The organism is Paenibacillus sp. EZ-K15 (assembly GCF_002573715.1).
Taxonomy (GTDB): domain Bacteria; phylum Bacillota; class Bacilli; order Paenibacillales; family Paenibacillaceae; genus Paenibacillus_AQ.
The window spans coordinates 692,791-719,172 of record NZ_PDHM01000012.1; the positions used below are offsets into that span (position 1 = coordinate 692,791).

Sequence of the window (26,382 nt, forward strand, 5' to 3'; positions counted from 1 at the left end):
AAGTGCGCGCATATTCATAATCTGAAAGAGTAGTGCGGGCAAGAGCCGGTTGCCCACATCATGAGGCATACGAAAACGTCTGAAGGCGCACAGCATGAAGATAAACCGCACCCCAGCGGTAGTTTTCTTTACGGTATTCGATGGCGGTGTCTAGTTGGTTTAGGCCTGTTCGATATCTTAAAAAAAACTGGACGGACTTTAAGGGGCAACCGTCATATTTTTGAACCCGGTACATATGATGTTACTAGTCCAAATGCATGTACGAGTTACGCCGCTTTGCCGTTTCCATCAAAACTCATGGAATACCGGCGGCGGGATGCTGGCGACATTGTAAAGGCTGCTCATCTGTTGCAATGGCTTTGGCTATGAGTGGAACACGAAGCGGATGCTCTTAAAGCATTTTTCCTTCGGAGTAATTTGAGGAGGGGATCTCTTTTGGAAAAAGTGGACATTTTTAAGGACATTGCCGAACGGACCGGAGGGGACATTTACTTAGGTGTTGTCGGTGCCGTCCGTACGGGAAAATCAACCTTCATCAAGCGGTTTATGGAGACGGTTGTTCTCCCGAACATTACGAACGAGGCGGATCGAGTAAGAGCTGTCGATGAGCTGCCTCAAAGTGCTGCAGGGAAAACAATCATGACAACCGAGCCGAAATTTGTGCCGAACAACGCGGTACAGATCAAAGTTACGGAAGGTCTTGAGGTCAACGTAAGATTAGTGGATTGTGTAGGCTATGCCGTTGAAGGCGCTAAGGGCTACGAGGATGAGAATGGCCCGAGAATGATCTCGACGCCATGGTTCGAAGAGCCGATTCCGTTCCAGGAAGCGGCAGAAATCGGAACCCGTAAAGTCATCCAGGAGCACTCCACACTTGGCGTTGTCGTCACGACAGACGGAAGCATTGCGGAAATTCCGCGAAGCTCTTATGTTGAGGCTGAGGAGCGCGTCATCGAGGAACTAAAGGAAGTCGGCAAGCCATTTGTGGTGGTCATTAACTCGACACGTCCACGCAGTGAAGAAGCGCTTCAGCTGCGCAATGAGCTGGCTGAGAAATACGACATTCCGGTAATGACACTAAGTGCAGCTACGATGACCGAAGATGATGTAACCGGTGTTCTTCGTGAAGTATTGTATGAGTTCCCAGTGCATGAAGTGAACGTCAATCTGCCTAGCTGGGTTATGGTGCTTAACGAGAACCACTGGCTGCGCAGCAACTATGAGAACTCGGTCAGAGATACCGTGAAGGATATCCGCCGTCTGCGTGACGTGGATCGGGTGGTCAGCCAGTTCATGGATTATGACTTCATCAACCATGCTGGACTTAGCGGCATGAATATGGGTCAGGGCGTTGCCGAGATCGATCTCTTCGCACCTGATGAACTGTATGACCGGATCTTGATGGAGGTTGTGGGTGTCGAGATTCGCGGTAAAGATCATTTGCTGCAGCTGATGCAGGAGTTCTCCCATGCCAAACGGGAATACGACCGCTTCGCTGAAGCGCTTGAAATGGTTAAAACGACAGGTTACGGTATTGCTGCTCCTTCCCTGGCTGAGATGGCGCTGGATGAGCCTGAGCTTATCCGTCAAGGCACTCGCTTCGGGGTAAGATTGAAAGCGACCGCGCCTTCCATCCATATGATTCGAGTCGATGTGGAATCCGAGTTCTCGCCGATTATCGGCACAGAGAAGCAGAGCGAAGAGCTTGTGCGCTATCTGATGCAGGATTTCGAGAACGATCCGATCAAGATTTGGGAATCCGATATATTCGGACGCTCGCTGCACTCGATCGTCCGTGAAGGCATTCAAGGCAAAATCGCGATGATGCCTGACAATGCGAGATATAAATTGCAAGAAACTTTAGGTCGGATCATCAACGAAGGTTCCGGCGGTTTGATCGCGATCATTCTTTAAGTGAGTATCGATAAGGTGTTGAATACGCAGTCGCTAACGGGTCTAAAGTCCCGATTAGCGGCTGTTTTTCGTGTTTTCTTTGGTTGGGCAGAGCAAAACGCTTGAAATTATGAGGTGGCTGTATTACTATAAATTTGTTCCGCGTCATGCATTCTAAACGCGAGATAGGGGTAAAATACCCGATTGCACGTATAATTTGCGGTAAAACGGAAACAGTGAATAGCAAGTGGAGCACATTCCTTGTTGGGGAGGTGAAAGAATGAATAAATCGGATCTGATTACACAAGTAGCTGAATCTACTGAGCTTTCTAAGAAGGATGCAACTAAAGCGGTTGATGCCGTTTTCGATGCAATCTCCGAAGCGTTGCAAAGTGGAGACAAGGTACAGCTGGTCGGCTTTGGCAACTTCGAGGTTCGCGAGCGTTCCGCACGGAAAGGCCGCAACCCGCAAACAGGTGAAGAAATCGAAATCCCTGCGAGCAAAATTCCTGCATTTAAACCTGGTAAAGCGCTCAAAGACGGAATCAAATAAAGATTTCTACATATTACCTAAGAGCACAGGTCGTGAATTCGTTCACGGCCTTTTCTTTTAGCTTACGGTGAGGAGGTCTGAACAATGGAGAACGTTCAAAACGGGGATTATTTTATCGTTAAAGCGCTGGACCATGGCGTGCAGGTGATTGGCCTTACCCGCGGTCAGGACACCCGGTTTCATCATACCGAGAAGCTGGACAAAGGCGAGGTCATCATCGCCCAGTTCACGGATCATACATCTGCGGTCAAAATCCGCGGCAAAGCTGAGGTCATGACCAAACACGGGAAGATTGAATCCGGCATCTGATTAGACTTATCATCTTGGCTAAGCCCCACCAAATTGGTGGGGCTTTTTTATGTTTGATGTTTCCGTGGATAGATTGTGTGGTAACCAATTGTTAAAGGACCCTTGTTGGATTCGCGAACGTTGTATATACTAGCGGAATGAATAAAAATACGAAAGGATGTTTAAAGAAATCATGGCAAAGCAATTTAGAGAGGGACAATATGTGGTGGTCCCTGAAAATCCGGTATCCCTGTTTCTGTTCAGCAGTACTCGCTCCGGCTGGATTTGGCTGCTCGTGAGGCTGTATCTCGGTTATTCCTGGTTAACGTCGGGACTGAAAAAGCTGACGGCGGAAGCCTGGACGGGAAGCGAAGCCGGCGCGGCCATTCAGGGGTTTGTCGGGGGAGCGCTGGCTAAGGCGGAAGAGGGGAAGGACGTCACCGGATGGTATGCTTCTTTTCTCGAAGGGTTCGTGCTTCCCAACGCCAAGCTGTTTTCGTATATGGTGTCCTTCGGCGAGGTGTTGGTCGGACTCGGGCTGATTTTGGGTCTGCTGACGGGCATTGCCGCGTTTTTCGGCGGATTAATGAATGCCAGCTTTTTATTCGCGGGCACGGTAAGCTCCAATCCGTTATTCTTTATATTGGCCACATGGCTGGTAATGGCCTGGAAAGTGGCGGGCTGGTATGGTCTGGACCGCTGGGCGCTGCCGCTGCTGGGTACGCCTTGGAGCCGCAGGCGCAAGGATCAGGACATTCCGGAATAAATTTGATTTTGCTCTAAAAGTAACATTCGTCACTTTTGCAAACGCGTTTGTCAAGTACAATTCCAACAGACCGCGGCCATGAAATCCTTTAATCTGAAATCAGATCAATTGGATAAAGGATGATGGTCATGGGAATCCGAGCTTTTTTTAAACTGGTGGAAATTCAGACAAAGGTAGCCAGCATGATTCCGTTTCTGTTCGGAACTTTGTATGCACTGTTTCGTTTTCAGCAGTTCGATGGGTATCATTTTGCCCTGATGCTCGCATCATTGCTGTCGTTTGATATGGCAACGACGGCGATCAATAACTATTACGATTATAAAAAAGCGATTAAAAAGAACGGCTTCGGTTACGAGGAGCACAATGCCATTGTACGTTATAATCTTAAGGAGCCTGCGGTGGTGTCCGCCATCATCTTGCTGCTCTTGACAGCCATTGGTGCGGGGATCGCGCTATTCCTGTCTACGGGCTGGTTGATCCTGCTGCTCGGGGGAATGTCTTTTGCCGTAGGGATATTATATTCGTTCGGACCGATTCCGATCTCGCGGATGCCGCTAGGCGAGCTGTTCTCCGGATTGTTCATGGGATTTGTCATTATATTTATTTCGGCTTGGATCCATTCGGAAGGCAGCCATCTGGCGGTTTTGGACCTGCACGGCAGCGTTCTGTCCCTTCAGGTGAACCTTCCTGAGGTACTGCTGCTGCTGGTGGTATCACTGCCGGCCATCCTTGGGATTGCCAACATCATGTTGGCCAACAACATCTGCGACATGGATGAGGATATGGAGAACAAGCGGTATACACTGCCGGTATATATAGGATTCAGACCTTCTCTAAAGCTGTTCCGAATTCTGTATTGCCTTGCTTATCTGGACCTGGCGGCTCTTCTCCTGATGAAGGTGCATCCCGTGTTAGTGCTTCTGGTGTTTGTCACCCTTGTCCCGATTTATAAAAAAAGCGCCGTTTTCACCGCCCATCCTTCCAAAGAGAAGACATTTGTGATAGCGGTGCAAAATTTCGTGCTCATGAATCTGGCGCGGATCGCCGCGCTGGGGGTAGCAGTGGTATTGACTTCTCGACCCTTTTTCTAAACCGAATACGGTTTGTTTTACCTGAAGCAGGCATAGCCTGCTTTTTTTCTTTATACAATGAGGTATGGACTAATGAGGACCGGAAGAAACTAGGAAAAGAGGAGGTTTAGGATATGAAGCACTGGCAATCTGTACGAGCCGTACTCCTACCCGCGGCGATTGCATTCATCATGCTCGCACTGTTAATGGGGCTTCAATCGCAAGCCCGTTATAAGGTCGGCGCTGTGACCGCGGCGATACCCTATCACAGCCGCGAATTAAGCGATGCCGGATTAGTGGACTCCCTAAAGAATCTTCCTCTTCATCTGAAAATAAGCCGGGCAGATTATGATGAAGGCGCGTTGACGCTGGATATCAAATTGAGCGACCCCGCGGAGACGGCTGCCGAGGTTTATGTAGATATCGCCAGCATTATGTCCTTTGCGTTCGAAGGAACGGATAATGTGCAGCAGTTGTATCTAAGAGTAGTAGCCATCGATCGTTGGGGAGGGAAGCGGTATATGCTGCTGGCTTCGAATATGAGCAAGGATACCTGGGACTCACGCTATGCAGAAGCTCTAACCCAACTTGAGAACGGCGATGTTCCGCCATCTATTGCTGCCGCTCTTAACCTAACGTTTACGAATCTTTGGCTAAAGCAGTTCAGCAGCCCATGATAGGGGTAAAATAGTAAGTGACAGGGCATGTACGTGTCTTGAACATGTGTTATAATAGATTGGATTGTGAGCTCAATTGGACAAAAGAACATCAAGTGCACGGAGGCTGAGAATGAAATCGTATCGCGTACCAGAACTGGCAGAGAAATATTTAAATTATGATATGATTCAAAACCACACGGAACTTCCGAATTTTCCGGATGCCCGTGTTCATTTGCTATACATATTTTTAAAGGATTCGGGACGAAATCTTGCCGGTCATGAAGAATTGTACGCACTGGTTACCTCACTGGTTCAAGTGGGACTCGATACGCATGAGAGCATCGACGTTACGGAGGGCAATCAAGGAGAGGCGATGATGCGATCCCGGCAGTTAAAAGTGCTTGCAGGGGATTACTTCAGCAGTCGTTTTTATCAACTCCTTGCCTTAAAGGGCGAAATTGCTGTCATCTCGCTTCTTAGCAAGGCTGTTAGCGATGTGAACGTGTTGAAGATGAGATTGTACGGCAAAATGAAAAAAACGCTGCTGCCTTCTGAAGAATATCTACGGCTAACGGTACAGCTGAATATGCAGCTGTTTCTTTCTTTTACTCCGCTGCTTGAGAAGTCCGTACAAGAAACATGGGAGAAGCTGCTCAAGGAATTTACGGAATGTGAAACACTTGTGAGGGAGATGGAACGCTGTGTGACGCCTGAAATTGGCAGATGCGGTTACGTGTACTGGCATCTGATCGAATCGGGGAGCGACGAGGAACGGAAAATGCTGGTTGGCAAGAAGACGGATATGAAGGACTGGAGGAAGTTGATCCTGAAGCACAAGGTTTCGGAGAAGCTGCTGGACAAGCTGCGCGAATCCGTTAATGCCGTACAGCTGCTGCTGGCAAGCCGTGTAGGAGAGAGCCCGTACGCCGGTATGCTGGACCCGTTCCTGAAACGGCTCAGCACGTATAGGTCCGTCGTTAGTGAAGGGTAGGGGGATGCTGTGGATAATCAAACAACGAAGTTAGACATGAATAAGCATGATGGCAAAAATCCGAAAGAGCAATACGTCCACTCCGTCTTTGAAAGCATTTCGGGAAAATATGATATTATGAATGATATTCTGAGCTTTCGAAGACATAAAGCCTGGCGCAAGTTTACGATGAAAAAGATGAACATGCGCCAAGGCGATACAGCTATCGATTTATGCTGTGGTACTTGTGACTGGACGATCAGTATGGCCCAGGCAAGTGAATCAGGACACATAGTCGGACTCGATTTCAGTGAGGGGATGCTGAATGTCGGCCGGGGGAAGGTTGCCAAACAGGGGCTGGACCAACAGATAGATCTGATTCAGGGAAACGCCATGAGCCTGCCGTTCGAAGACAATCAGTTCGATTACGCGACGATCGGTTTCGGTCTTCGCAATGTGCCGGATTACATGCAGGTTCTGCATGAGATGAAACGCGTGGTTAAGCCTGGCGGGATGGTTGTATGTTTGGAATTGTCCAAGCCGACTTGGCAGCCGTTCAAAGGCATTTATTATTTCTACTTTCAACAAGTGCTGCCTCGGATGGGGAAACTGGTAGCCAAGCGTTACGAGCAGTATAAGTGGCTGCCGGAATCGCTGGCTTTGTTCCCAGGACGAGAGGAGCTTGCCGAAGCTTTCCGTCAGACCGGACTTAAACAGGTTCAGGCCTATCCCTTGACTGGTGGCATAGCAGCCTTACATATTGGGATCAAGGAGAATCTGGATGTTTAAGAAAATAGGAACTTATCTTGAAATGATTAAAGTGGAGCATACACTGTTTGCTCTGCCTTTCGCTTTTATGGGGGCGATTCTAGGATCGGCCGTTGTGTTTGACCAATTACCATCCTGGGGAGATATCGGCTGGATCTTTCTTGCCATGTTCGGCGCACGCAGCGCAGCCTTCGGATTGAATCGGCTCACGGACCAGCATATCGATGCCAAGAACCCCCGCACCGTAAATCGCGCCATTCCGGCAGGGCTGCTGAAGCCGCTGGAAGTTATCTTATTCATTATTCTGTCTTTCGCGGTGTTTTTCTGGGCCACTTACATGCTGGATCCATTTGCTTTCCGTTTGCTGCCTATTGCTATTTTTATGCTTATTATTTATTCATACACCAAACGGTTTACTTGGCTTTGCCATCTGGTGCTCGGGCTTACAACAGCGTTGGCTCCGCTTGGCGGATGGGTTGCGGTAACCGGTCAAATCGACTGGAAGGCCATTGTGTTCTATATCGCGCTTGCGTTCTGGACGGCGGGATTTGATATTGTTTACGCTTGCCAGGATGAGAAGTTTGATGCTACAGAAAAGCTGTATTCGATTCCATCCCGGTTCGGCTTGCATAAAGCATTGTGGTTCGCACGCGGATTTCACGTTGTAACAGCCATCGGTTTTATCGTTCTTTTCTTTGCCACACCGGTTGGCTGGTGGTATTTGATCGGCATGATCATCGCCTGCGGAATTTTGTTCTATCAGCATTACATCTTGTCGCCTAACGATATGAGCCGTCTGCAAACTGCCTTTTTTACGATGAACAGTACACTGAGCATCATCCTATTTGTATTCACTTTAATTGATTTGGTGGTGCGGTATATCTGATGAAATCCATGCGCAGAAAAAGCTGGGTTGTCGGTATTACGGGAGCCAGCGGCAGCATCTACGGTGTTCGCCTTACCGAGAGCCTGCTCTCGCTGGGATATGATGTGCATTTGATCATTTCCAATGCGGGGTGGCGTGTCCTGAAGGAGGAAATGGGCTTTCAGGCAGGCAACCGCGAAGAAGTGCTGGCCGAGAAATTCGGCGGATACGAGGGGAGTGTGATGTACCATCCGATCTCCGACATTGGGGCCACGATCGCCAGTGGATCTTTCCTGGTGGAAGGCATGATCATCATGCCATGCTCCATGGGGACATTATCCTCAGTGGCACACGGATCTTCCGACAATCTGATGGGACGCGCCGCGGATGTGATGATGAAAGAAGGCCGTCCTCTGGTGCTTGTCCCGAGAGAGACGCCTCTGCATGCCATTCACCTGGAGAACATGCTGACGCTGGCCAAGCTTGGCGTCAAAATCATTCCCGCAATGCCCGCGTTCTATTACGGACCGAAGACCATTGATGATGTCGTGAATTTTCTGGTCGGCAAGGTATTGGACAGCTTGCGCATCGAACATCAACTGTATACGAGATGGGGAGACTAGCAGGCCCGGGGTGCATCGAAGGCGTTAGCGGCTGTTGAAATGACGACTCTACGAACCTGTGCTGCGATTTTGACGAACGACAACAGGAAGGGTTAAGCTTATATTTCAAGTCGTAGATCAACTTGGCTTGCTAAGATCGCAAGGTAGTGCCGGAGTTATGGAATGAGAATCTAAGCATATGGGTGAAAAGATGAAACGATTTGACATATTCGGAACATTAAAAAAAGATATGGACGTTATCGAGAAGGAACTCTATCTCAGCGTCGAGGGCGACAGCCCCGAGCTGACAGAGACTTCCTTGCATCTGCTTAGAGCAGGAGGCAAGCGGCTCCGCCCTGTTTTTGTACTGATGGGCGGTAAGTTCGGCGACTATGACATTGACAAGCTGAAACATGTGGCCGTGCCGCTTGAGATGATTCACAGCGCATCGCTCGTTCACGATGACGTGATCGATGATGCGGACACGCGGCGCGGCAAGCCAACGGTAAAAGCGAAATGGGACAACCGGATTGCCATGTATACCGGCGACTATATTTACGGCAAGGCGCTGGAGCTGACGACCCACCTGAAGCAGCCAGAGATTCATCAGATTCTCGCCAAGGCCATGGTTGAAATGTCCATCGGCGAAATGGAGCAGATTCGCGATTTCTTTAATACCGATCAAGACGTCAGAAGATACCTTCTTCGCATTCGCCGCAAGACGTCGCTCTTGATCGCCGTCAGCTGCCAGCTCGGAGCACTGGCTGCGGATGCGGACCGCAGAGTCGCAAACAGCCTGTATCGATTCGGATATAACGTCGGCATGGCCTTTCAGATTCAAGACGATCTTCTGGATCTATGCGGGACGGAGAAGCAGATTGGCAAGCCGCCGGGGAGCGATATGAGGCAGGGAAATATTACGCTGCCCGTTATATTTGCGCTCGAAGATAGCAAACGGAGGGAGCCGCTGCTGCAAGAGCTGGATCGAATTCATACACTGAATGGTCAGTGTGATGTGACTGACGCTGTGAAGCTTGTAACCTCTAGCGATGGTATATCGAGATCTGAGGCACTAGCTGATCGGTATATCCGTAAAGCATTGGACGCATTGGATACTTTGCCTGACATCAAGACCAAAAAACAGCTTAGAGATATCGCAAATTTTATTACGAAGCGGTCATATTAGCCTTAACCATGAGGTTGCTTTCTGTTAAAATACGGGTACAAACATGTAACATCACCTGAGCATGGAATGATTGTTCAATATCCTAGAATGAGGGGAAGCGTGATGAGGCCAATGGAACGTACTTTTTTAATGATTAAACCGGATGGTGTACAGCGTGGGCTGATCGGCCGAATCGTCGGCCGTTTGGAGGATAAAGGATTCAAGCTGGTTGCAGGCAAGTTCCTGCAGATTTCAGACGAGCAGGCCAAGCGCCATTATGCGGAACATGAAGGCAAAGATTTTTTTGAAAACCTGGTTGGGTTTATAACGTCCGGACCGGTGTTTGCGATGGTGTGGGAAGGGGACGACATTATAGCTTTGTCCCGCCAAGTGATCGGCAAAACGAATGTGAAGGATGCGCTGCCCGGGACGATTCGTGGGGATTTTTCAGCCCATACACCGCACAATCTGATTCATGGATCGGATTCACCGGAGAGTGCGCAACGCGAAATTGCCAATTTCTTTGAAGAGAAGGAATTGGTTGAATATAACAAGACGCTGTCCCCTTGGCTGTAAGCTAAGGAAGCGGCATAATCTGATTAAACAGGATGATACGATGACGGAACATGAACCTGTGCTGGATGATCCGGATTATATAGGCTTTGTTCGCAGTATCGAACGAAGCACGGGGATCAATCTGGCAGATTATAAAGAAGCGCAGATGAAGCGAAGGCTGACAACACTGCGTTTGAAGAAGGGGTTTGAAACCTTTTCGGCCTTCTACGACGCGATGATGAAGGACAAGCCATTATTTCATGAGTTTTTGGACCGGATGACAATTAATGTCTCGGAGTTTTGGCGCAATCCCAACCGGTGGGAAGTTCTCCGTGACAAAATATTACCAGAGATATCCCGGCAGAATCCCGGGGTATTGAAAATATGGAGCGCCGCCTGCTCCACGGGTGAGGAGCCATATACGCTTGCCATGATACTGTCCGAACAGAACATGCTGAGCCGTGCGCGCATCGTGGCGACAGACATTGATGATGGGGCATTACATAAAGCGAAGGAAGGCCTATATGTCGAGAGGTCATTGAAAGATGTGCCTCCGGATGTAGCCACCCGCTATTTTAAGGAAGAAGGTTCGGTGTATCGCTTCAGTGAGCATTTGAAGAAGGAAGTAACCTTTCATAAGCAGAATTTGCTGACGGACCGGTTTGAGACTGGATATGATCTGATTGTTTGCCGAAACGTGATGATTTATTTCACGGAAGGGGCCAAGCATAAGCTGTACCAGAAGTTTGCGTCAAGCCTGAAGCCAGGCGGATTTTTGTTTGTGGGCAGCACGGAGCAGATCTTTAATCCTGGACAATATAATCTGGAGAGCAACGAGACTTTCTTCTACCGTAAAATTTAATAGAAATGGCTATCATAACGCATAAGCGCTTTTCAATCCGGAGGATGAGAGGCGCTTTTGCTTGTCCTGCGGCATTCTTGTCAAAGCGTTAGACCTATACTATAATGAGCAGAAGATATTTACGGAGTTTAGCGGTTTAACGCTTAAAAGTTTAAAGGGGGAAAAGCATCATGAGCTTACGCTTTTTAACTGCTGGGGAAACACACGGTCCTCAGTTGACTACCATAATCGAAGGACTTCCAAGCAATTTGGAGCTTGATTTCGAAGCATTGAACTTTCAGCTTCATCGGAGACAGAAGGGGTATGGCCGGGGACGCCGCATGCAGATCGAGAAGGATACCGCGCAAATCCTTGGGGGTGTGCGTCACGGATATACAACGGGTGCGCCAATCGCGTTGGTCGTGCAGAATAACGACTGGAAGCATTGGCAGAACATTATGAACGTGGAGCCGATTGAAGGCAACGACGAGGTGAAAAGACGGGTGCACCGCCCAAGACCGGGGCATGCTGACTTGAACGGCGGTTTGAAGTACAACCTGAAGGATCTGCGTAATGTGCTGGAACGCTCCAGTGCCCGTGAAACCACAGTCCGCGTAGCGGTTGGCGCTATCGCCAGACAATTCCTGGCACAATTCGGCGTCAAAGTGGCAGGCCAGGTCATCCGGATTGGCGAGATCGAAGCTCCCCCGCATAATCTTTCGATTGATGAGCTGATCGAGCGTACGGAAGCCTCCTCGGTTCGCGTGGTGGATGAAGAGACGGAGAAGAAGATGGAAGCCTACATAGATCAGATCAAAAAAGAAGGCGACTCCATTGGCGGCATCGTGGAATGTATCATCGAAGGCTTGCCGGTCGGACTGGGCAGTCATGTCCAATATGACCGCAAGCTGGATGGCCGCATCGCACAAGGCGTGATGTCGATCAATGCCTTTAAAGGTGTTGAGGTCGGCATCGGATTTGAAGCAGGCGAACTGCCCGGTTCCAAGGTGCATGACGAGATTATGTACAGTGAAGAGCGCGGATACTACCGCGCAACCAATCGCCTAGGCGGATTTGAAGGCGGGATGACCAACGGCATGCCGATCGTTGTTCGCGGCGTCATGAAGCCGATTCCAACGCTGTACAAGCCGCTTCAAAGCGTGGATATCGATACGAAGGAAGCTTTCGCGGCGCAGGTTGAACGCTCGGATGCCTGTGCGGTTCCCGCAGCCAGCGTTGTTATGGAGCATGTGGTGACCTGGGAGGTAGCGAAGGCGTTTCTTGAGAAGTTTGGCGGTGATTCGATGGAAGAAATTCATGCGAATTACCAGAACTACCTGAAGCAGCTGGAGAACTACTGATATGAGAACACTTCAGGTGGAGCTGGGAGAGCGTTCATATCCGATTTATATCGGAGCTGGGATTTTGGATACGATTGGTGAGTTAAGCATGAAGCATGGAATTACACGCAAGAGCCCGCATTTGATCGTAACGGATGATAAAGTGGCGCCTCATTATTTGTCTCAAGTGGAAGAGCAGTTAAAGTCGGAAGGATATACGGTTATTTCTCACATTGTCCCTTCCGGTGAATCCTCCAAATCGCTTCAGGTCTATGAAGAGGTAATGACGACAGCGATCAACGGTAAACTGGACCGCAGCTCGGCAGTATTTGCGCTGGGCGGAGGCGTTGTAGGTGATTTGGCTGGATTCGTCGCGGCAACGTACATGCGCGGCGTGACATTTGTCCAGATCCCGACTACTATCCTGGCCCATGACAGCAGCGTCGGCGGCAAAGTGGCGGTCAACCATCCGTTAGCTAAAAATATGATCGGCGCGTTCCATCAACCCGTCATGGTGGTTTACGATGTGAATACGCTGATGTCTTTGCCTCCGCGTGAGGTATCTTCTGGTCTTGCGGAAATGGTGAAGCATGGCTTGATCCTGGACCGTGATTTTGCCTATTGGTGCCGGGAGAACGGATCGAAGCTGCTGAGCCTCGATCCCGATACATTGATATACGGCCTGGAGCGCGGATGTGCGATCAAGGCGAACGTAGTATCCCAGGATGAGCGGGAAGGTGGTTTGCGTGCCATCCTTAATCTGGGGCATACCATCGGCCATGCCATTGAAGCCGTTGGCGGCTACGGACGCTTCTTGCACGGTGAGGCGATTGCAATCGGAATGGCGGGCTCGGCCCGCCTTGCAGAAAAGCTTGGCAGATCTGCGGATCTGCACAACGAGACAGTGAGCATGCTGAAGGCGGTGAATCTGCCGGTAATCTTGCCAGGTGACGTCTCGGTTGAGCGGATTATGGATGCGATGCAGCACGATAAAAAGTTCGCCGAGGGGAATATGGTATTTATCGTACCGGAATCCATCGGCTCCGTTAGCATCGTTAAGGATGTACCGGTAGAAGCTGTTCGAACTGTGGTTGAACAGTTGAAGGGAGAGGGATAGTTCATGATGAATCGGGGAATCCGGGGGGCGACAACCGTCACCCGTAACGATGAGCAGGAAATTGTACAGGAAACGCTGCGGCTGCTTGAAGAGATGGTGAGACGCAACGAGCTCCAGCCGGAGTATATCAGCAACATATGGATTACGATGACACAGGATCTGGATGCGACGTTTCCAGCCAAAGCGATACGCCAGCTGGAGGGCTGGGATCTCGTCCCTTTAATGTGTTCGGTTGAAATACCGGTTCAAGGCAGTCTGCCGCGCTGCATCCGGTTTATGGTGCAGGTCAATACGGACAAAAGCCAGAGCGAGATCAAGCATGTGTATTTGAACGAAGCCAAGCGGCTGCGTCCGGATTTATCAGGCTCCAACGCTTGATGTTGAAATTTAGGGTTGCAGTAACACGGCATCATCCTGTATAGTGATATCAGAATAGCTGAGTAGAGTTAGGTTTTACAGATGAGTTGAGTTGAGAAGAGCTGAGGCATTTTAGGCAATAACATAATCGGGATTAAGGATGAACTTGATTTCATGATGAATAGTACAGCACGTTCACACGGCTGGTTACAAGCCTATTTCTTGTATCCGTCTAAGGAACAACAGCCGCTGTAGTTTGTCGTTGAATAGTTGGAATTCCTTGACCGCGCTCTTTTTTCATAGACTTATTCTGAACGTTAACCTCTACTTCGGTAGAGGTTTTTTTGTTGTATACCATCAATTAAGGAGGGATTGACATGGCGAATCCATCAATGGAGCAAGTGGTGGCTATGGCAGGTGAATATAACCTGATTCCGGTAGCGATCAGACTGTTAGCCGACATGGAAACCCCGATTCGCATTTTTCAGCGGTATGCGGAACGGAAGCGGGCATTTTTACTTGAAAGCGTTGAGGGTGGAGTACAGTGGGCACGGTATTCGTTTATCGGAACAGACCCCTTCTTAATGATTACGGGTAAAAAAGGCAAGATCGAAATTGAAAGGAACGGAGAGCGTTCCCTGCTGAAAGGAAAGCCTGTCGAGGAGTTAAAGGCGCTGCTGCGAACGTACCGCAGCCCGCAGCTGAAGGAGATGCCACCTTTTACCGGAGGGGCTATCGGATTTTTCGGATATGACTTGCTCCAATATTATGAGAAGCTTCCGGCACATGCGATGGACGATCTCGGAATGGATGATATCCGGTTCATGTTTTGCGATCAAGTCATTGTCTTCGACCATGTGAAACAGCAGATCATGCTGGTTGGCAACGTACACGTGAAACCGGGTGATTCGGACGAAAACATTCGGCAAAGCTATCGGGATGTATGCCGCACCTTGGAAGCAGCAGCCGAGCAGCTGCAAGAGCAGGGACCGCGGGAGAACGTGAACTCCAAAGGCATTCCGGCGGATGTTGATATGGGAGACATTAAATCCAATATGACAAAAGAGAAGTACCTCTCCAATGTGGAGCAAGCGAAGGAATACATTCGCGCAGGGGACATTTTTCAGGTGGTATTGTCCCAGCGCTTCCATATTGAGACCGAAGTATCGCCGCTTCACGTATACCGGGTGCTGAGAACGCTGAATCCTTCGCCATATATGTATTACCTCAAAATGGACGACGACATTATCGTAGGAACCTCCCCGGAAGCCCTGGTGAAGGTGGATGGACGAAGATTGGAAACTAGACCGATTGCAGGCACCAGGCCTAGAGGCAGCGATGAGGCCGAAGACCAGGCGCTGGCCGATGATCTGCTGCAGGACGAGAAGGAACGCGCCGAGCATTTGATGCTGGTGGATCTGGGGCGTAATGACCTGGGCCGTGTGTCAGAGTTCGGCACGGTGAAGTGCGACACGTTCATGGAGATTGAAAAATACTCCCATGTGATGCATATGGTATCCAGCGTTTCAGGTCAGCTGAGTGAGGATAAGGATTTCTTCGATGCTTTTCTGTCCTGCTTGCCGGCAGGAACAGTATCCGGTGCTCCGAAACTAAGGGCCATGGAAATTATTGCGGAGCTAGAGCGGGAGGCCAGAGGCGCGTATGCCGGGGCCATCGGTTATCTCGGCTTTGGCGGCAATATGGATTCCTGCATTACGATCCGTACGATCATTTTCCGTCAGGGCAAAGCTTATGTTCAGGCGGGGGCAGGCATCGTATGGGACTCCGTACCGGAGAAGGAATATGAAGAAACCGTCAACAAAGCCAAAGGGATGCTGAAGGCGATCCGCGTCGCTGAAGCGATGTTCCCGTCCAGCACGGATGCTAACGATTTAATTAATCAGGATTATCTGTACCAATACACACCTTAAACCGAAGGAGGAGAACGTAATGAACGTCATGGAAACGATGCAATCCAGCCTTACGAAGCTGATTCAAGGTCATGATTTGAGCCGGGACGAAGCACGCGGGGTCATGCAGTCCATTATGGAAGGCCAGGCAACCCATTCTCAAATCGGGGCGCTGCTTACTGCCCTGAGAATGAAGGGGGAGACAGTTGAAGAGATCACCGGCTTCGCCGAGGCGATGCGTGGTGCGGGCGGGCGCGTCGTTACCGAGCGGAACCAGCTGCTGGATACATGCGGCACAGGAGGATCCGGGATTCACAAGTTTAACATTTCTACCGTATCCGCCATTATCTCCTCCTCGGTTTCGGTCAGAGTGGCCAAACACGGCAACCGCTCGGCATCTGGAAGAGCGGGCAGCGCCGATGTGCTGGAAGCGCTGGGCGTGAATATCCACTTGACGGCAGAGCAAGCGACAGCCTGTCTGAATGATATCGGAATCTGTTTCCTGTTTGCCCAGATCTATCATCCATCGATGAAATATGCGGCAGGTCCTCGCAAAGAGCTCGGGGTTCGAACCGTATTTAACATGCTGGGGCCTTTGACAAATCCGGCGGGCGCAGATCGGCAGATGCTCGGGATATACGACATGAACAAAACGGAAACCATCGCACAGGTGCTCAAGGAGCTTGGCTTAAAGCGTGCCATGGTGGTGACCAGCCATGATGGTTTGGATGAAATCAGCATCTCCGCGCCTACGCGAGTCTCCGAGCTCCGTGGCGGAGAAGTCCGTACTTATGATATTCATCCGCATGATCTGGGACTGTCAGTTCATCCGATGAGCGATATTCTGGGCGGTGATGCCAAAGAGAACGCAGCCATTATCGGATCGGTGCTGCGTGGTGAGCGCAGTGCTTATCGGGATATCGTGCTTGCTAATGCCGGTGCCTGCATCTATGTGTCTGGGCTTGCGGATAGTTTGGCCGAAGGTGTGCAGCGCGCAGCGGGAGCCATCGATTCAGGGCTGGCTCAGTCTAAGCTGGAGCAGCTGATCTCAAGAACGGGGGAAATGAGTTATGTATCTTGATCGAATAGTCGAAACGAAGCGCAGAGAGGTTGCGGAGCTGCGAGAAACATTCAGCATCTCGGAGGCCAAGAGGCAAATCGCGGATTTACCGCCGACTCTCGGTTTTGAGAAGGCGTTGTCCACGGGGCGTAAACGCAGCATGGGATTAATCGCCGAGGTGAAGAAGGCTTCGCCGTCCAAAGGATTAATTCGTCCGGACTTTGACCCGGTTATGATCGCCAAAGCTTATGAGGCAGCCGATGCCGATTGCCTATCCGTGCTGACCGACAAGGACTATTTTCAGGGCAGTGGAGAGTATTTGAAAGCGGTAAGGGCGGCTGTCAACATTCCTTTGCTGCGCAAGGATTTTATTATCGACGAAACTCAGATTTACGAAGCGCGCCTGTTGGGTGCGGACGCGGTTCTCTTGATCGCGAGCATACTGGAGCCGCAACAGATCGCGGTGTTTATAGACATCGCCGGCTCTATTGGCTTGGATTGCCTGATTGAGGTCCATGATGGGCAGGAGCTGGAATCGGTTCTTAAGCTGGGAACAGCACAGCTTATCGGAATTAACAACCGCAATCTGCGGACCTTTGAAACATCGCTGCAGACAACGGCGGATATCGCGGCACAAGTTCCGCAGGGAGTTACGTTGATCAGCGAGAGCGGAATATCAGGCCCCGCCGATATTTCCTACTTGCATTATGTTGGGGCACATGGTGTTCTGGTAGGGGAGCATTTCATGCGCCAGCAGGATGTGTTCCGTGCAGTAAACGATTTGATGGGACCCTTGCCGATCGCTGCAGACATAGAATAAAGGGGATATTAAGTGATGAGTACGGCGCTAAAAATATGTGGACTTCAAAGCGTTGAAGTGCTAAAATCTATGATAAACTTACCTGTGGATTATATCGGATTCGTATTTGCCAAGAGCCGGCGGAAGGTATCTCCGCAGCAGGCTGCGCAGCTTATTCAAGTATTGCGGGAATGGGATCATGACATGATTCCCGCAGCCGTCGGCGTCTTGGTTAACCCTGATTTGGATGAGCTGGAAGAGCTTCTACGAGAAGCAGCGCTCGATGTGGTGCAGCTGCATGGTCAGGAATCGCCGCAATTTTGCCGGGAAGTGAAGGAGCGCTTCCCGGTTTCCGTTTTTAAGGCGGTATCGATCGAGAGTGACCGCTCGGAAGCGGAACGTCTGTCAGCACTGGATACGTATGCGGGCAGCATCGACGGATTGTTGATCGACACGTACGATCCGGTATATGGCGGAGGGTCTGGTAAGACATTTGCCTGGGATCTCATCCCACCTTACCAGCAGTGGGCGAAACGGCAAGGGATCCCCTTGTTTGTAGCCGGCGGATTGGATTCGGATAATGTATCGCATTTAATAGGTCAATACGCTCCGTACGGCGTGGATGTATCCAGCGGCGTTGAGAGTGAACCTGGCGTGAAGGACATAAACAAAGTGATTGCATTCGTAGAAAGGGTGAAGGGGAAATGACACAGCTTCCTGATCGTAATGGACGTTTCGGAGTGTTTGGTGGCCGGTTCGTACCGGAAACACTCATGAACGCTTTAATAGAGCTTGAACAAGAGTATAACCGCTTTTCGGAGGATCCTGCGTTCAAAGAGGAGATTGCCTATTTGCTTAAACAGTATTCCGGACGGGAAACGCCGTTATATTTTGCCGAGCGGCTCAGCAAACACCTCGGCAAGGCTAAAATTTATCTGAAGCGTGAGGATTTGAACCATACAGGCGCACACAAAATCAACAACGCCATTGCTCAGGGCGTGTTAGCCAAGCGTATGGGCAAAGGCAAGGTCATTGCCGAAACGGGAGCCGGACAGCATGGCGTTGCCACTGCAACCGTGGCCGCTCTGCTCGGTCTCGAATGCAAGGTGTTCATGGGCGAAGAGGATACCAAGCGGCAGCAGTTGAACGTATTCCGTATGAAAATGCTTGGAGCCGAAGTGATTCCGGTGACGTCGGGAAGCCGAACGCTGAAAGATGCCGGCAATGAGGCGCTTCGCTACTGGGTCAGCAACGTAGAGGATACCTTCTATGTACTTGGCTCCGCAGTAGGTCCGCATCCGTATCCGATGATGGTGCGGAACTTCCAGCGGATTATTGGTGACGAGACCCGCAAGCAGATTCTGGAGACGGAAGGAAGACTGCCCAACATGATTCTTGCACCAATCGGTGGAGGGAGCAATGCGATCGGCATGTTCTACCCGTTCCTGGAAGATGAGGAAGTCGGTTTGGTTGGTGTCGAAGCGGCTGGCAAAGGGGTAGATACCGATTTTCATGCGGCTACCATGTCCAAGGGGACCCATGGCGTATTCCAGGGATCGATGAGTTATTTGCTACAGGATGAGTATGGACAGGTTCAGGAGGCGCATTCCATTTCTGCCGGCCTTGATTATCCCGGCGTTGGACCTGAGCACTCCTACTTAAAAGATATTGAGCGTGTGCAGTATGTGCCTATAACCGACCAAGAGGCATTGGATGCCTTGCAGCTGCTATGCCGCACGGAAGGTATTATTCCTGCGCTGGAATCTGCGCATGCCGTAGCGCAAGCAGTAAAAATGGCGTCTGACTGGACCGAAGACGATATCGTCGTCATTAATTTGTCCGGTCGCGGTGACAAGGACGTGGAGTCCATCATGGCTTACACGGGAGGGAAAACCGAATGAACCGAATTGACCAGACCTTTGCGTCGTTGAAACAACAAAACAAGACGGCCTTGATTCCTTATCTGACCGTTGGGGATCCGGACGTGAAATCGACGCTCGATATCATTCATGAGCTTGAAATTGCAGGAGTCGATATTATCGAACTCGGTGTTCCTTATTCTGATCCCCTCGCCGATGGCCCGGTCATCCAGCGTGCTTCCGAGCGCGCCCTGAAGAGCAAGGTGACCATTCGCACTTGCATGGAGACTGCGCGCCTGGCGAGAGAACGGGGCAGTAAGCTGCCGTTCATCCTGTTCACCTATTACAATCCGGTTCTGCAGACCGGACTGGATGTTTTCTTTGAAGAAGTGGTAAGGAATGATATCAGCGGCCTGATCATTCCGGATCTGCCGGTGGAAGAATCCGCAGAGATTCGGAAACGGGCTCATGCTGCGGACGTTCACCTGATTCCGCTGGTGGCACCTACCTCCCATGAACGGATTGCTAGCATCGCTTCGGAAGCGACCGGCTTTGTGTATTGCGTATCCTCGCTTGGCGTGACAGGCGAGCGCACCGATTTTTATTCGGGAGTGGAAGCCTTTCTTGAAACGGTGAAGCAATATAGTAACGTGCCCATCGCGATTGGCTTTGGCATTTCGTCCGGGGAACAGGTCGCCAGGTTCTCGAAAATCTGCGACGGCGTTGTTGTTGGCAGTGCCATCGTGCGTCAGATCGAATCGACGATTCCTCTTCTTGAGAAGGAAGAGACAAGACAGCACGGACTTTTGCAAATCAGGGAGTTTGTGGCACAATTAAAGGGTTAGTGTTGTCCATAGCAGTTATGAAAGGTGAGGCGAATATCGTATGAAACCGAAAGCGCAAATTGTTAATCTTCCTGTATATCAACCCGGGAAGCCCATCGAAGAAGTCAAAAAAGAATTAGGCCTGGATGTTGTCATTAAACTGGCCTCCAACGAGAATCCATACGGCTGCTCGCCGCGAGCAACCGAAGCCATTACCGCTGAACTCGGTACGCTCAGCTTGTATCCGGATGGAAGTGCGGCTGATTTAACGGCGGAGCTTGCTGAGCAGCTTGGTATTGAACGCAATCAGATTATTTTCGGATGCGGATCCGATGAAATCATCGCTCTCATTATTCGGGCGTTCCTGGAGCCGGGAGACGAAACCATTATGGCCGATCAGACCTTCTCGGTTTATAAAACGAATGCGGATATCGAAGGCGCAACAAGCATTGAGGTACCTCTGGTTAATGGGAAGCATGATCTGCCGGGCATGGCTAAAGCCGTTACGGACCAAACCAAAATCATCTGGGTGTGCAATCCGAATAATCCGACCGGAACTATCGTTTCCGAAAGCGAGCTGGTATCTTTCCTGGATGAAGTCCCGGCTCACGTGATGGTTGTTCTCGATGAAGCTTATTTTGAATATGTAACGGACGCTTCGTATCCGGCCAGCATCAAGTTAATGGAACGTTATCCGAACTTGGTAATCCTGCGTACCTTCTCCAAAATATACGGCCTGGCTGCCCTTCGCATCGGCTACGGCATCGGGCAATCTGAGGTTATTTCCTTGATTAACCGGGTACGTGAGCCGTTTAATACAGGACGCCTGGCCCAAGTGGCGGCGAAGGCAGCCCTGAAAGATCAGGAATTCGTTGCTAAATGCCGACAATTGAATGCCGAGGGAATCACTTATGTCCAGCGGGAGTTTGATCGTCTTGGATTATCCTATTTCCCTGCGAACGGTAACTTTATCATGGTGGATGTGAAGAAGCCGGGCACCGAAGTGTTCAAGTCCCTGCTAAGTAAAGGCATTATCGTACGTCCGGGATTTGAAGTTTATCCGAACTACATTCGCGTAACCGTTGGCTCTGAAGAACAGAATAAGGCTTTCATCGGCGCATTGGAACAAGTGCTCCAGGAAGTGAATGCTCCAGCCTAATCTAATGACATACAATAATCGCAGCTAGAAACGAGTGAGAGAGAGAACATGACCATGGAAATTTCTATATTCGGCGTCGGCTTGATCGGCGGTTCGTTAGCATTAAACTTCAAAGGAAAACCAGGCATAACCGTGACCGGTTATGCCCACACGCAAGAGTATGCCGACCAGGTTATCGCTAAGGGAGTTGTCGATAAAGTTACGCTTTCGGTAGAAGAAGCTGCCCAGGGCGCGGACATCATATTTTTGTGTGTTCCGGTAGGAAGTCTCGAGATGTACATAAAACGTCTGAGTGAATTGCGGCTTAAGCCCGGATGCATTATTACGGATGTAGGCAGTACCAAAGCGAGTATTGCCGAATGCGCATCCCAACTTGCGCTGAAGGATGCCTACTTTATCGGAGGACATCCGATGGCTGGTTCGGAAAGATCCGGTGTAGGCGCTGCTTCCACCGTATTATTCGAGAATGCATATTATGTGCTTACTCCGCCGGATGAAGTCCCTCAGGAGAAGGTGGACGTACTTGTAGAGCTTCTATCGTATACGCGTGCACACATTGTAAAGGTGGAGCCGAGACTGCACGATGAGATTGTTGGAGCCATCAGTCATCTGCCTCATGTGATCGCAGTGGCTTTGGTGAACCAGATCAGCTCCTACAATGACGATAATCCGTTATACCGTACGCTGGCTGCAGGCGGCTTTCGGGATATTACCCGTATCGCTTCCAGTGACCCGGTCGTTTGGCGGGACATTCTATTAAATAACCGCAATGTCATGCTGCCGCTTTTACGAGACTGGAACGAAGGAATTCAGCGTTTCATGGATATGCTGGAGTCGAAGGACGGGGCAGCTATTGAAGAGGCCTTCCGCAGAGCGGGGGAATTCCGCAGCGTGCTCCCAGAGCGACGGAAGGGGATGATTGTATCCCAATACGATTTGTATCTGGACGTGCCTGACCATCCGGGTATCATCGGCCGCATCGCGACGGATTTGGGGACAAATAGCATCAACCTCAGCAACATGCAGATTATCGAGAGTCGGGAAGATGTGCCGGGCGTGATGCGGCTTTCCTTCCGCAATGAAATTGAGCAGGAGCGGGCTAAGGAGCTATTGTTGTCGCAAGGGCACTCGGTGTACCAGTAATTTTCCGGTTGTTTTTAAACAACCGGAAATAAATGCGTTTTCAGTGTTGACAAAATGAAAACGTATACATATAATAAAAGTACAGTATGGTTTCTCTCCACTCCTATCCAAAATATTGCACTGTGTGCAACCGCCTTCAATGTTGAAGGCGGATTTTTTTTGTTCTTTTTCCTATCTGTGGGAAACCTACTGCCACAAACCTGAACTTTTCTCCAATATGTGCTATAATGCTAGAGTGCTAGTGTAGAAGATTTGGGGAAATTGCCAAATACATAGAATAGTCAGACATCTTGAGGCGTAACTATATATGGTTTGACGGTACTTTTGCACAAATCCTTGATCATTGCATCCGTGGAGATGTATAGGACAGGGAAGAGGCACCGGATGGTGAAGGAGGAACGAAAAATCATATGACGGATTCCCAACTAATCCAAGAAATTAAGCAAGGCAACACCGAACTTTATTCCGAATTAATGCGGCGTTATCAGAGAAAAATATTAGCATTTGTCTATCATATGTTAAAAAGTTCGCACATGGAGCTTATGGCTGAAGACTTATGTTCGGAAACATTTTATAAGGCTTTCCGGAGCTTGCACTCATTCCGGGAAGTGGATGCATCCTTCTCGACCTGGCTCTATACCATTGCCCGCAACACCGTGCTCAGCGAATTGCGGAAGCATCGAAGCGGCACATTGCCGCTGGAGGAGAGCGGGGTCGTGCCAGTGGCTCCGATGGAAGTTGCTCCGGAGCAGGCCATACTGCGCAGTGAACGAGTACATATGGTAAGGGAAGCAATAAATAATTTACCGGAGAAACAGAGGTCGGCGCTGATACTTCGGGAGTATGATCAACTGGATTATCAGGAAATCGCAGATATTTTAGGTCAAAGTGTCAGTTCGGTTAAGTCGTTGTTGTTCAGAGCTCGCGGCAGCGTCAAAATTCAGCTCGAACCCTATTTTTATGAGCCGGTTTTTGAGGATCTGAGAGGGATGAAGAATAGATGACTTGCGATGAAGCCCAAGAGCTGATGGAAACTGTCTGGGATTTGCCGGACAATGATCTGCGGCGACAACGGCTGATCGCACATGTTCAAACCTGCAGCTCATGTGCAGCGGAGTACGAAATGTGGGTGGAAAGCCAGAACATGGTTCATGTTCTGGAGCATGAGATCCCCGACATGGACGCTGAACAGATCAACCGCAACGTGATGGACCGCATTTATCGTGATTTCCCATGGCTGGTGGAGGAAACGTCTAAGAGTCGGGCGGTAAGCCGAGTGTTCCGCAAACGGCTGACACTTATGATTGCCGGTTTTTTGGCTCTGTTTGTATGCAGCTTCGTTTATTTTGCAGCGACCGGCAACCAGCCGAAGCCGGTTCCGGAAGCGGTAACGACAGGGATAATCCCTACAGGGGTGGCCGACACGGCCCAAACCCTGAACACTAAGGACGATTATAACATTCCGAAAACCAACAGCGGCATTATTGATCCTTTTGTGGTTGATATGAGCCCGACCCAGCCAGAATATTGGATGATACTATCCCTATTGGGCATCGGATTCGCCATGTTTTTCCTGAAGAAATTAAATCGGGTCAGAAGATAAAAAGTGGTTAGGATGGAGGAGATGCGGCATGCAAATCGGCTTGGTTCGTCATGGATTAACGGATTGGAATGCGTTAGGCAAAATCCAAGGTCAAACGGACATTCCACTGAATGAGGAAGGCCGTCGTCAAGCGCGTTTGCTTGGGGAAAGACTTCTGCAGGAGCCTTACCGATGGGAATTTGCAGTTAGCAGCGGGCTTTCCCGTGCTGAGGAAACAGCAAAGATCATCTCGTCCATGCTGAACATTCCATTGATGCCACCGGATAATCGTTTGCGCGAGCGCAAGTACGGTCAGGTGGAAGGGTTGACAGCGGAAGAGCGTGAATCGCGGTTTGGTGCCGATTGGCACCTGCTCGATTTGGGACAGGAGACGGATCTGGAGCTTCAATCCAGGGGGCTTGTCTTTCTGGATGATATGTGGCATAAACACCCGGATGCCAATATTCTGGTTGTCAGCCACGGTGGTTTTTTAGCGCAGCTATATAAGCTGGTGTGCCGCGGCGTCCTGAGCGAGAGGATCGGCAATCTGTCGCTCACCGTCCTGGAGAGAAAAGATGATGATTGGTCGCCCTTGCTGTTTAACTGTACCAAACATCTGTTGACAAAACAGTCGCAGCATGGAGCTTCATGAATAGTAAAAAGAGCCTTCCCGCGGGAAGGCTCTTTTTACATCTATACTGGCGGTAGCTGACGGCCTTTTACTATATAGTCACACACGAATCGGTCAGTTCAAAATACCACTCTAGGAAGGAGTTAAAGCTTTTCCATTGCGATTTCAATTTACCAGCAAAAAAATCCCCATCGGCTGGCCCAATCCTAAGCCTAACACTTCGTCTGCGTTCTTATTATAAAAAAGCCGAACTCTCCTTCAAAGCTATCCAACGGAATATATTCTTCAGGCAGGTTTAAAACGACATGAGTTCTATCTACGCCTAACATATAATCCGAAGAATTGATCATAAACCAACAAATCTGATAAATTTCACGTCGTCTACTATAGAAAGTCGGACCATCCTCTGCATGCAAATAAAAGGCAGCAAAATCTGAACTCAAATCGATGCCTAACTTTACTAATGCGTGTTCATACTCCTCTGTAATGTCATCAAACCACCAGTTTTTGCTTTTGCAATAATGGACCACTTTTTCCGATAGCATCTCGACTTCTCCTCCGATATAAAATAAACGATTAGAATGGTTTCCCTAAGCATATCACATCGCCTTTCCTATCGTTGTTCGTGTCTTGCTAAATTACGCTTTATAAGTCATTCGGGTACAGTCGATAAAATGGATAACTATATAGGACAAAGTTTTATGCTTGTGCTATTAAAATAAACCGATGCTGCTGCACCTCGAAGTAGCCCTTCGTTCGGATAACCTGATGAATCTGATATAAAGGTTCGAGGTAGCGTTCCACCGTAAAATCAGGAATCTGCCAAGGGATCGCCTGTAGGTAATAGATCAGTGCACCGACGTCGTAAAACCGCTGCGGTGAAAAGTCCTCCCGGCTGAAGGTGACGTTGAAACCGTGATCCTGCAGTTCTTGAACAGCGGTTCCCAGATTCCAATGAGCGAATTCTTCATTCAAGGGAACGCCAAACCACTCGTTGATGCCATAACAGTCGGTTCCTCCGGATTGCTGGGTAACGAACACGCCATGATCGTTTAGAATTCTTTTGATTTCCGCCACAGAATAGGATTCATGCTGATTGATGATCAGATCAAAAAAATGATCCTTCAACGGAAGTGAGGAATCCTCTTCAAAATAGACAACCTTTACGCCAAGCGGTTCAAGTTTTTGCTGTGCAATCGGTACGTTTGGTTTATACCCTTCGGTTGCATAGACCGTTTCCGGCAGTGGCTGGAGGGAGGATAAGAACTCTCCTCCGCCCGTACCCATGTCCAGCATCGTAGCGGCATCTCGCATCAACGGAATTACCATGCTGCCCAAAGACCAGGGGAGAGCATGGGACTGCATGCGGCCTGAAGCCGTAATTCGTGAGAAGTCCCATCCTGAAAATGGTTGATCCATATCTTGAATAAAGGCCATAAATTCTGCTTCTTTTATCATTTCACATAACCTCCAAGCTTTTTATAATGAATGGTACTTTCATTTTTTATAAAAAGCTCTTAAGGGAGGCCCTCGAATTCGATTTGCACCTAGTTATATCTCATGTTCTGGAGTTCTCATGATTTTATTCCTCCTGTAGTGATTGAAT

29 protein-coding genes are annotated in these 26,382 nt (G+C 49.6%); 27 read left to right on the top strand and 2 right to left on the bottom strand.

Features of this window, described 5'->3' with window-relative positions:
* Nucleotides 1-435: 435 nt before the first annotated feature.
* The 27 genes from spoIVA to CRG97_RS11425 all read left to right on the top strand — a co-directional run bounded on the left by spoIVA (nucleotide 436) and on the right by CRG97_RS11425 (nucleotide 24,797).
* On the top strand, nucleotides 436-1,914 hold the full coding sequence (spoIVA, locus tag CRG97_RS11295) for a stage IV sporulation protein A (protein ID WP_098743015.1): 1,479 nt from the start codon (nucleotides 436-438) through the stop codon (nucleotides 1,912-1,914).
* A 259-nt stretch (nucleotides 1,915-2,173) separates the two neighbouring features.
* A complete protein-coding gene (locus tag CRG97_RS11300) occupies nucleotides 2,174-2,446 on the top strand; it encodes an HU family DNA-binding protein (protein WP_006209463.1) in 273 nt (90 codons plus the stop codon).
* 84 nt (nucleotides 2,447-2,530) lie between these two features.
* On the top strand, nucleotides 2,531-2,755 hold the full coding sequence (gene mtrB, locus CRG97_RS11305) for a trp RNA-binding attenuation protein MtrB (protein WP_071223937.1): 225 nt from the start codon (nucleotides 2,531-2,533) through the stop codon (nucleotides 2,753-2,755).
* Nucleotides 2,756-2,927: 172 nt separating this feature from the next.
* On the top strand, nucleotides 2,928-3,500 hold the full coding sequence (locus tag CRG97_RS11310; RefSeq protein ID WP_076320960.1) for a DoxX family membrane protein: 573 nt from the start codon (nucleotides 2,928-2,930) through the stop codon (nucleotides 3,498-3,500).
* Between the two features lie 128 nt (nucleotides 3,501-3,628).
* Nucleotides 3,629-4,591, top strand: a complete 963-nt coding sequence (locus tag CRG97_RS11315) for a 1,4-dihydroxy-2-naphthoate polyprenyltransferase (RefSeq protein WP_098743016.1) — start codon at nucleotides 3,629-3,631, stop codon at nucleotides 4,589-4,591.
* A gap of 113 nt (nucleotides 4,592-4,704) precedes the next feature.
* Complete coding sequence (locus CRG97_RS11320; RefSeq protein ID WP_098743017.1) at nucleotides 4,705-5,247, top strand: hypothetical protein; 543 nt, start codon at nucleotides 4,705-4,707, stop codon at nucleotides 5,245-5,247.
* Nucleotides 5,248-5,359: 112 nt separating this feature from the next.
* Entirely contained in the window at nucleotides 5,360-6,220 is an 861-nt protein-coding gene (locus CRG97_RS11325; RefSeq protein ID WP_098743018.1) for a heptaprenyl diphosphate synthase component 1, read from the top strand.
* A 36-nt stretch (nucleotides 6,221-6,256) separates the two neighbouring features.
* The gene (locus tag CRG97_RS11330) at nucleotides 6,257-6,988 is read left to right on the top strand and encodes a demethylmenaquinone methyltransferase (protein WP_202618907.1); all 732 of its coding nucleotides are present in this window, start codon (nucleotides 6,257-6,259) and stop codon (nucleotides 6,986-6,988) included.
* Complete coding sequence (locus CRG97_RS11335) at nucleotides 6,981-7,853, top strand: UbiA-like polyprenyltransferase (RefSeq protein ID WP_098743020.1); 873 nt, start codon at nucleotides 6,981-6,983, stop codon at nucleotides 7,851-7,853. Before CRG97_RS11330 ends, CRG97_RS11335 begins: the two co-directional genes overlap by 8 nt.
* A complete protein-coding gene (locus CRG97_RS11340) occupies nucleotides 7,853-8,455 on the top strand; it encodes a UbiX family flavin prenyltransferase (RefSeq protein ID WP_098743021.1) in 603 nt (200 codons plus the stop codon). The genes CRG97_RS11335 and CRG97_RS11340 overlap by 1 nt, the downstream gene beginning before the upstream one ends.
* Nucleotides 8,456-8,645: 190 nt before the next feature.
* Entirely contained in the window at nucleotides 8,646-9,620 is a 975-nt protein-coding gene (locus CRG97_RS11345) for a polyprenyl synthetase family protein (protein ID WP_098743110.1), read from the top strand.
* Between the two features lie 111 nt (nucleotides 9,621-9,731).
* Nucleotides 9,732-10,175 carry a nucleoside-diphosphate kinase gene (gene ndk, locus CRG97_RS11350; RefSeq protein ID WP_098743022.1) on the top strand — a complete coding sequence of 148 codons (444 nt, stop codon included), beginning with the start codon at nucleotides 9,732-9,734 and terminating at the stop codon, nucleotides 10,173-10,175.
* Between the two features lie 40 nt (nucleotides 10,176-10,215).
* Nucleotides 10,216-11,016: a CheR family methyltransferase gene (locus tag CRG97_RS11355; RefSeq protein WP_098743023.1), complete on the top strand. Its 801-nt coding sequence runs from the start codon at nucleotides 10,216-10,218 to the stop codon at nucleotides 11,014-11,016.
* Between the two features lie 170 nt (nucleotides 11,017-11,186).
* A complete protein-coding gene (aroC, locus tag CRG97_RS11360) occupies nucleotides 11,187-12,356 on the top strand; it encodes a chorismate synthase (RefSeq protein ID WP_098743024.1) in 1,170 nt (389 codons plus the stop codon).
* Nucleotide 12,357: 1 nt separating this feature from the next.
* A complete protein-coding gene (aroB, locus tag CRG97_RS11365; RefSeq protein ID WP_098743025.1) occupies nucleotides 12,358-13,452 on the top strand; it encodes a 3-dehydroquinate synthase in 1,095 nt (364 codons plus the stop codon).
* A 3-nt stretch (nucleotides 13,453-13,455) separates the two neighbouring features.
* Nucleotides 13,456-13,830 carry a chorismate mutase gene (gene aroH, locus CRG97_RS11370; protein WP_009595253.1) on the top strand — a complete coding sequence of 125 codons (375 nt, stop codon included), beginning with the start codon at nucleotides 13,456-13,458 and terminating at the stop codon, nucleotides 13,828-13,830.
* Nucleotides 13,831-14,186: 356 nt separating this feature from the next.
* Nucleotides 14,187-15,740 (top strand): anthranilate synthase component I, encoded by a 1,554-nt coding sequence (gene trpE / locus CRG97_RS11375; protein WP_098743026.1) that lies wholly within the window; start codon nucleotides 14,187-14,189, stop codon nucleotides 15,738-15,740.
* A 19-nt stretch (nucleotides 15,741-15,759) separates the two neighbouring features.
* Nucleotides 15,760-16,800 carry an anthranilate phosphoribosyltransferase gene (gene trpD / locus CRG97_RS11380; protein WP_098743027.1) on the top strand — a complete coding sequence of 347 codons (1,041 nt, stop codon included), beginning with the start codon at nucleotides 15,760-15,762 and terminating at the stop codon, nucleotides 16,798-16,800.
* Complete coding sequence (gene trpC, locus CRG97_RS11385) at nucleotides 16,790-17,599, top strand: indole-3-glycerol phosphate synthase TrpC (protein ID WP_098743028.1); 810 nt, start codon at nucleotides 16,790-16,792, stop codon at nucleotides 17,597-17,599. The genes trpD and trpC overlap by 11 nt, the downstream gene beginning before the upstream one ends.
* 69 nt (nucleotides 17,600-17,668) lie before the next feature.
* The gene (locus CRG97_RS11390; protein ID WP_481856189.1) at nucleotides 17,669-18,286 is read left to right on the top strand and encodes a phosphoribosylanthranilate isomerase; all 618 of its coding nucleotides are present in this window, start codon (nucleotides 17,669-17,671) and stop codon (nucleotides 18,284-18,286) included.
* Nucleotides 18,283-19,479, top strand: a complete 1,197-nt coding sequence (gene trpB, locus CRG97_RS11395; RefSeq protein WP_098743030.1) for a tryptophan synthase subunit beta — start codon at nucleotides 18,283-18,285, stop codon at nucleotides 19,477-19,479. Before CRG97_RS11390 ends, trpB begins: the two co-directional genes overlap by 4 nt.
* The gene (gene trpA / locus CRG97_RS11400; protein ID WP_098743031.1) at nucleotides 19,476-20,282 is read left to right on the top strand and encodes a tryptophan synthase subunit alpha; all 807 of its coding nucleotides are present in this window, start codon (nucleotides 19,476-19,478) and stop codon (nucleotides 20,280-20,282) included. The genes trpB and trpA overlap by 4 nt, the downstream gene beginning before the upstream one ends.
* Nucleotides 20,283-20,322: 40 nt before the next feature.
* Entirely contained in the window at nucleotides 20,323-21,420 is a 1,098-nt protein-coding gene (gene hisC, locus CRG97_RS11405; protein WP_098743032.1) for a histidinol-phosphate transaminase, read from the top strand.
* Between the two features lie 54 nt (nucleotides 21,421-21,474).
* Nucleotides 21,475-22,563 (top strand): prephenate dehydrogenase, encoded by a 1,089-nt coding sequence (locus CRG97_RS11410; RefSeq protein ID WP_202618908.1) that lies wholly within the window; start codon nucleotides 21,475-21,477, stop codon nucleotides 22,561-22,563.
* Between the two features lie 410 nt (nucleotides 22,564-22,973).
* Nucleotides 22,974-23,567 (top strand): RNA polymerase sigma factor, encoded by a 594-nt coding sequence (locus CRG97_RS11415; protein WP_076321323.1) that lies wholly within the window; start codon nucleotides 22,974-22,976, stop codon nucleotides 23,565-23,567.
* Complete coding sequence (locus tag CRG97_RS11420; RefSeq protein ID WP_076320977.1) at nucleotides 23,564-24,166, top strand: anti-sigma factor family protein; 603 nt, start codon at nucleotides 23,564-23,566, stop codon at nucleotides 24,164-24,166. The genes CRG97_RS11415 and CRG97_RS11420 overlap by 4 nt, the downstream gene beginning before the upstream one ends.
* A 28-nt stretch (nucleotides 24,167-24,194) precedes the next feature.
* A complete protein-coding gene (locus CRG97_RS11425; protein ID WP_098743034.1) occupies nucleotides 24,195-24,797 on the top strand; it encodes a histidine phosphatase family protein in 603 nt (200 codons plus the stop codon).
* 191 nt (nucleotides 24,798-24,988) lie between these two features.
* On the opposite strand, the gene CRG97_RS11430 is transcribed toward CRG97_RS11425, so the two are convergent.
* Nucleotides 24,989-25,321, bottom strand: coding sequence for a hypothetical protein (locus CRG97_RS11430; protein ID WP_237566354.1), 333 nt, complete (start codon nucleotides 25,319-25,321; stop codon nucleotides 24,989-24,991).
* A 154-nt stretch (nucleotides 25,322-25,475) separates the two neighbouring features.
* Nucleotides 25,476-26,234, bottom strand: a complete 759-nt coding sequence (locus CRG97_RS11435) for a class I SAM-dependent methyltransferase (protein WP_098743035.1) — start codon at nucleotides 26,232-26,234, stop codon at nucleotides 25,476-25,478.
* Between the last annotated feature and the right edge of the window lie 148 nt (nucleotides 26,235-26,382).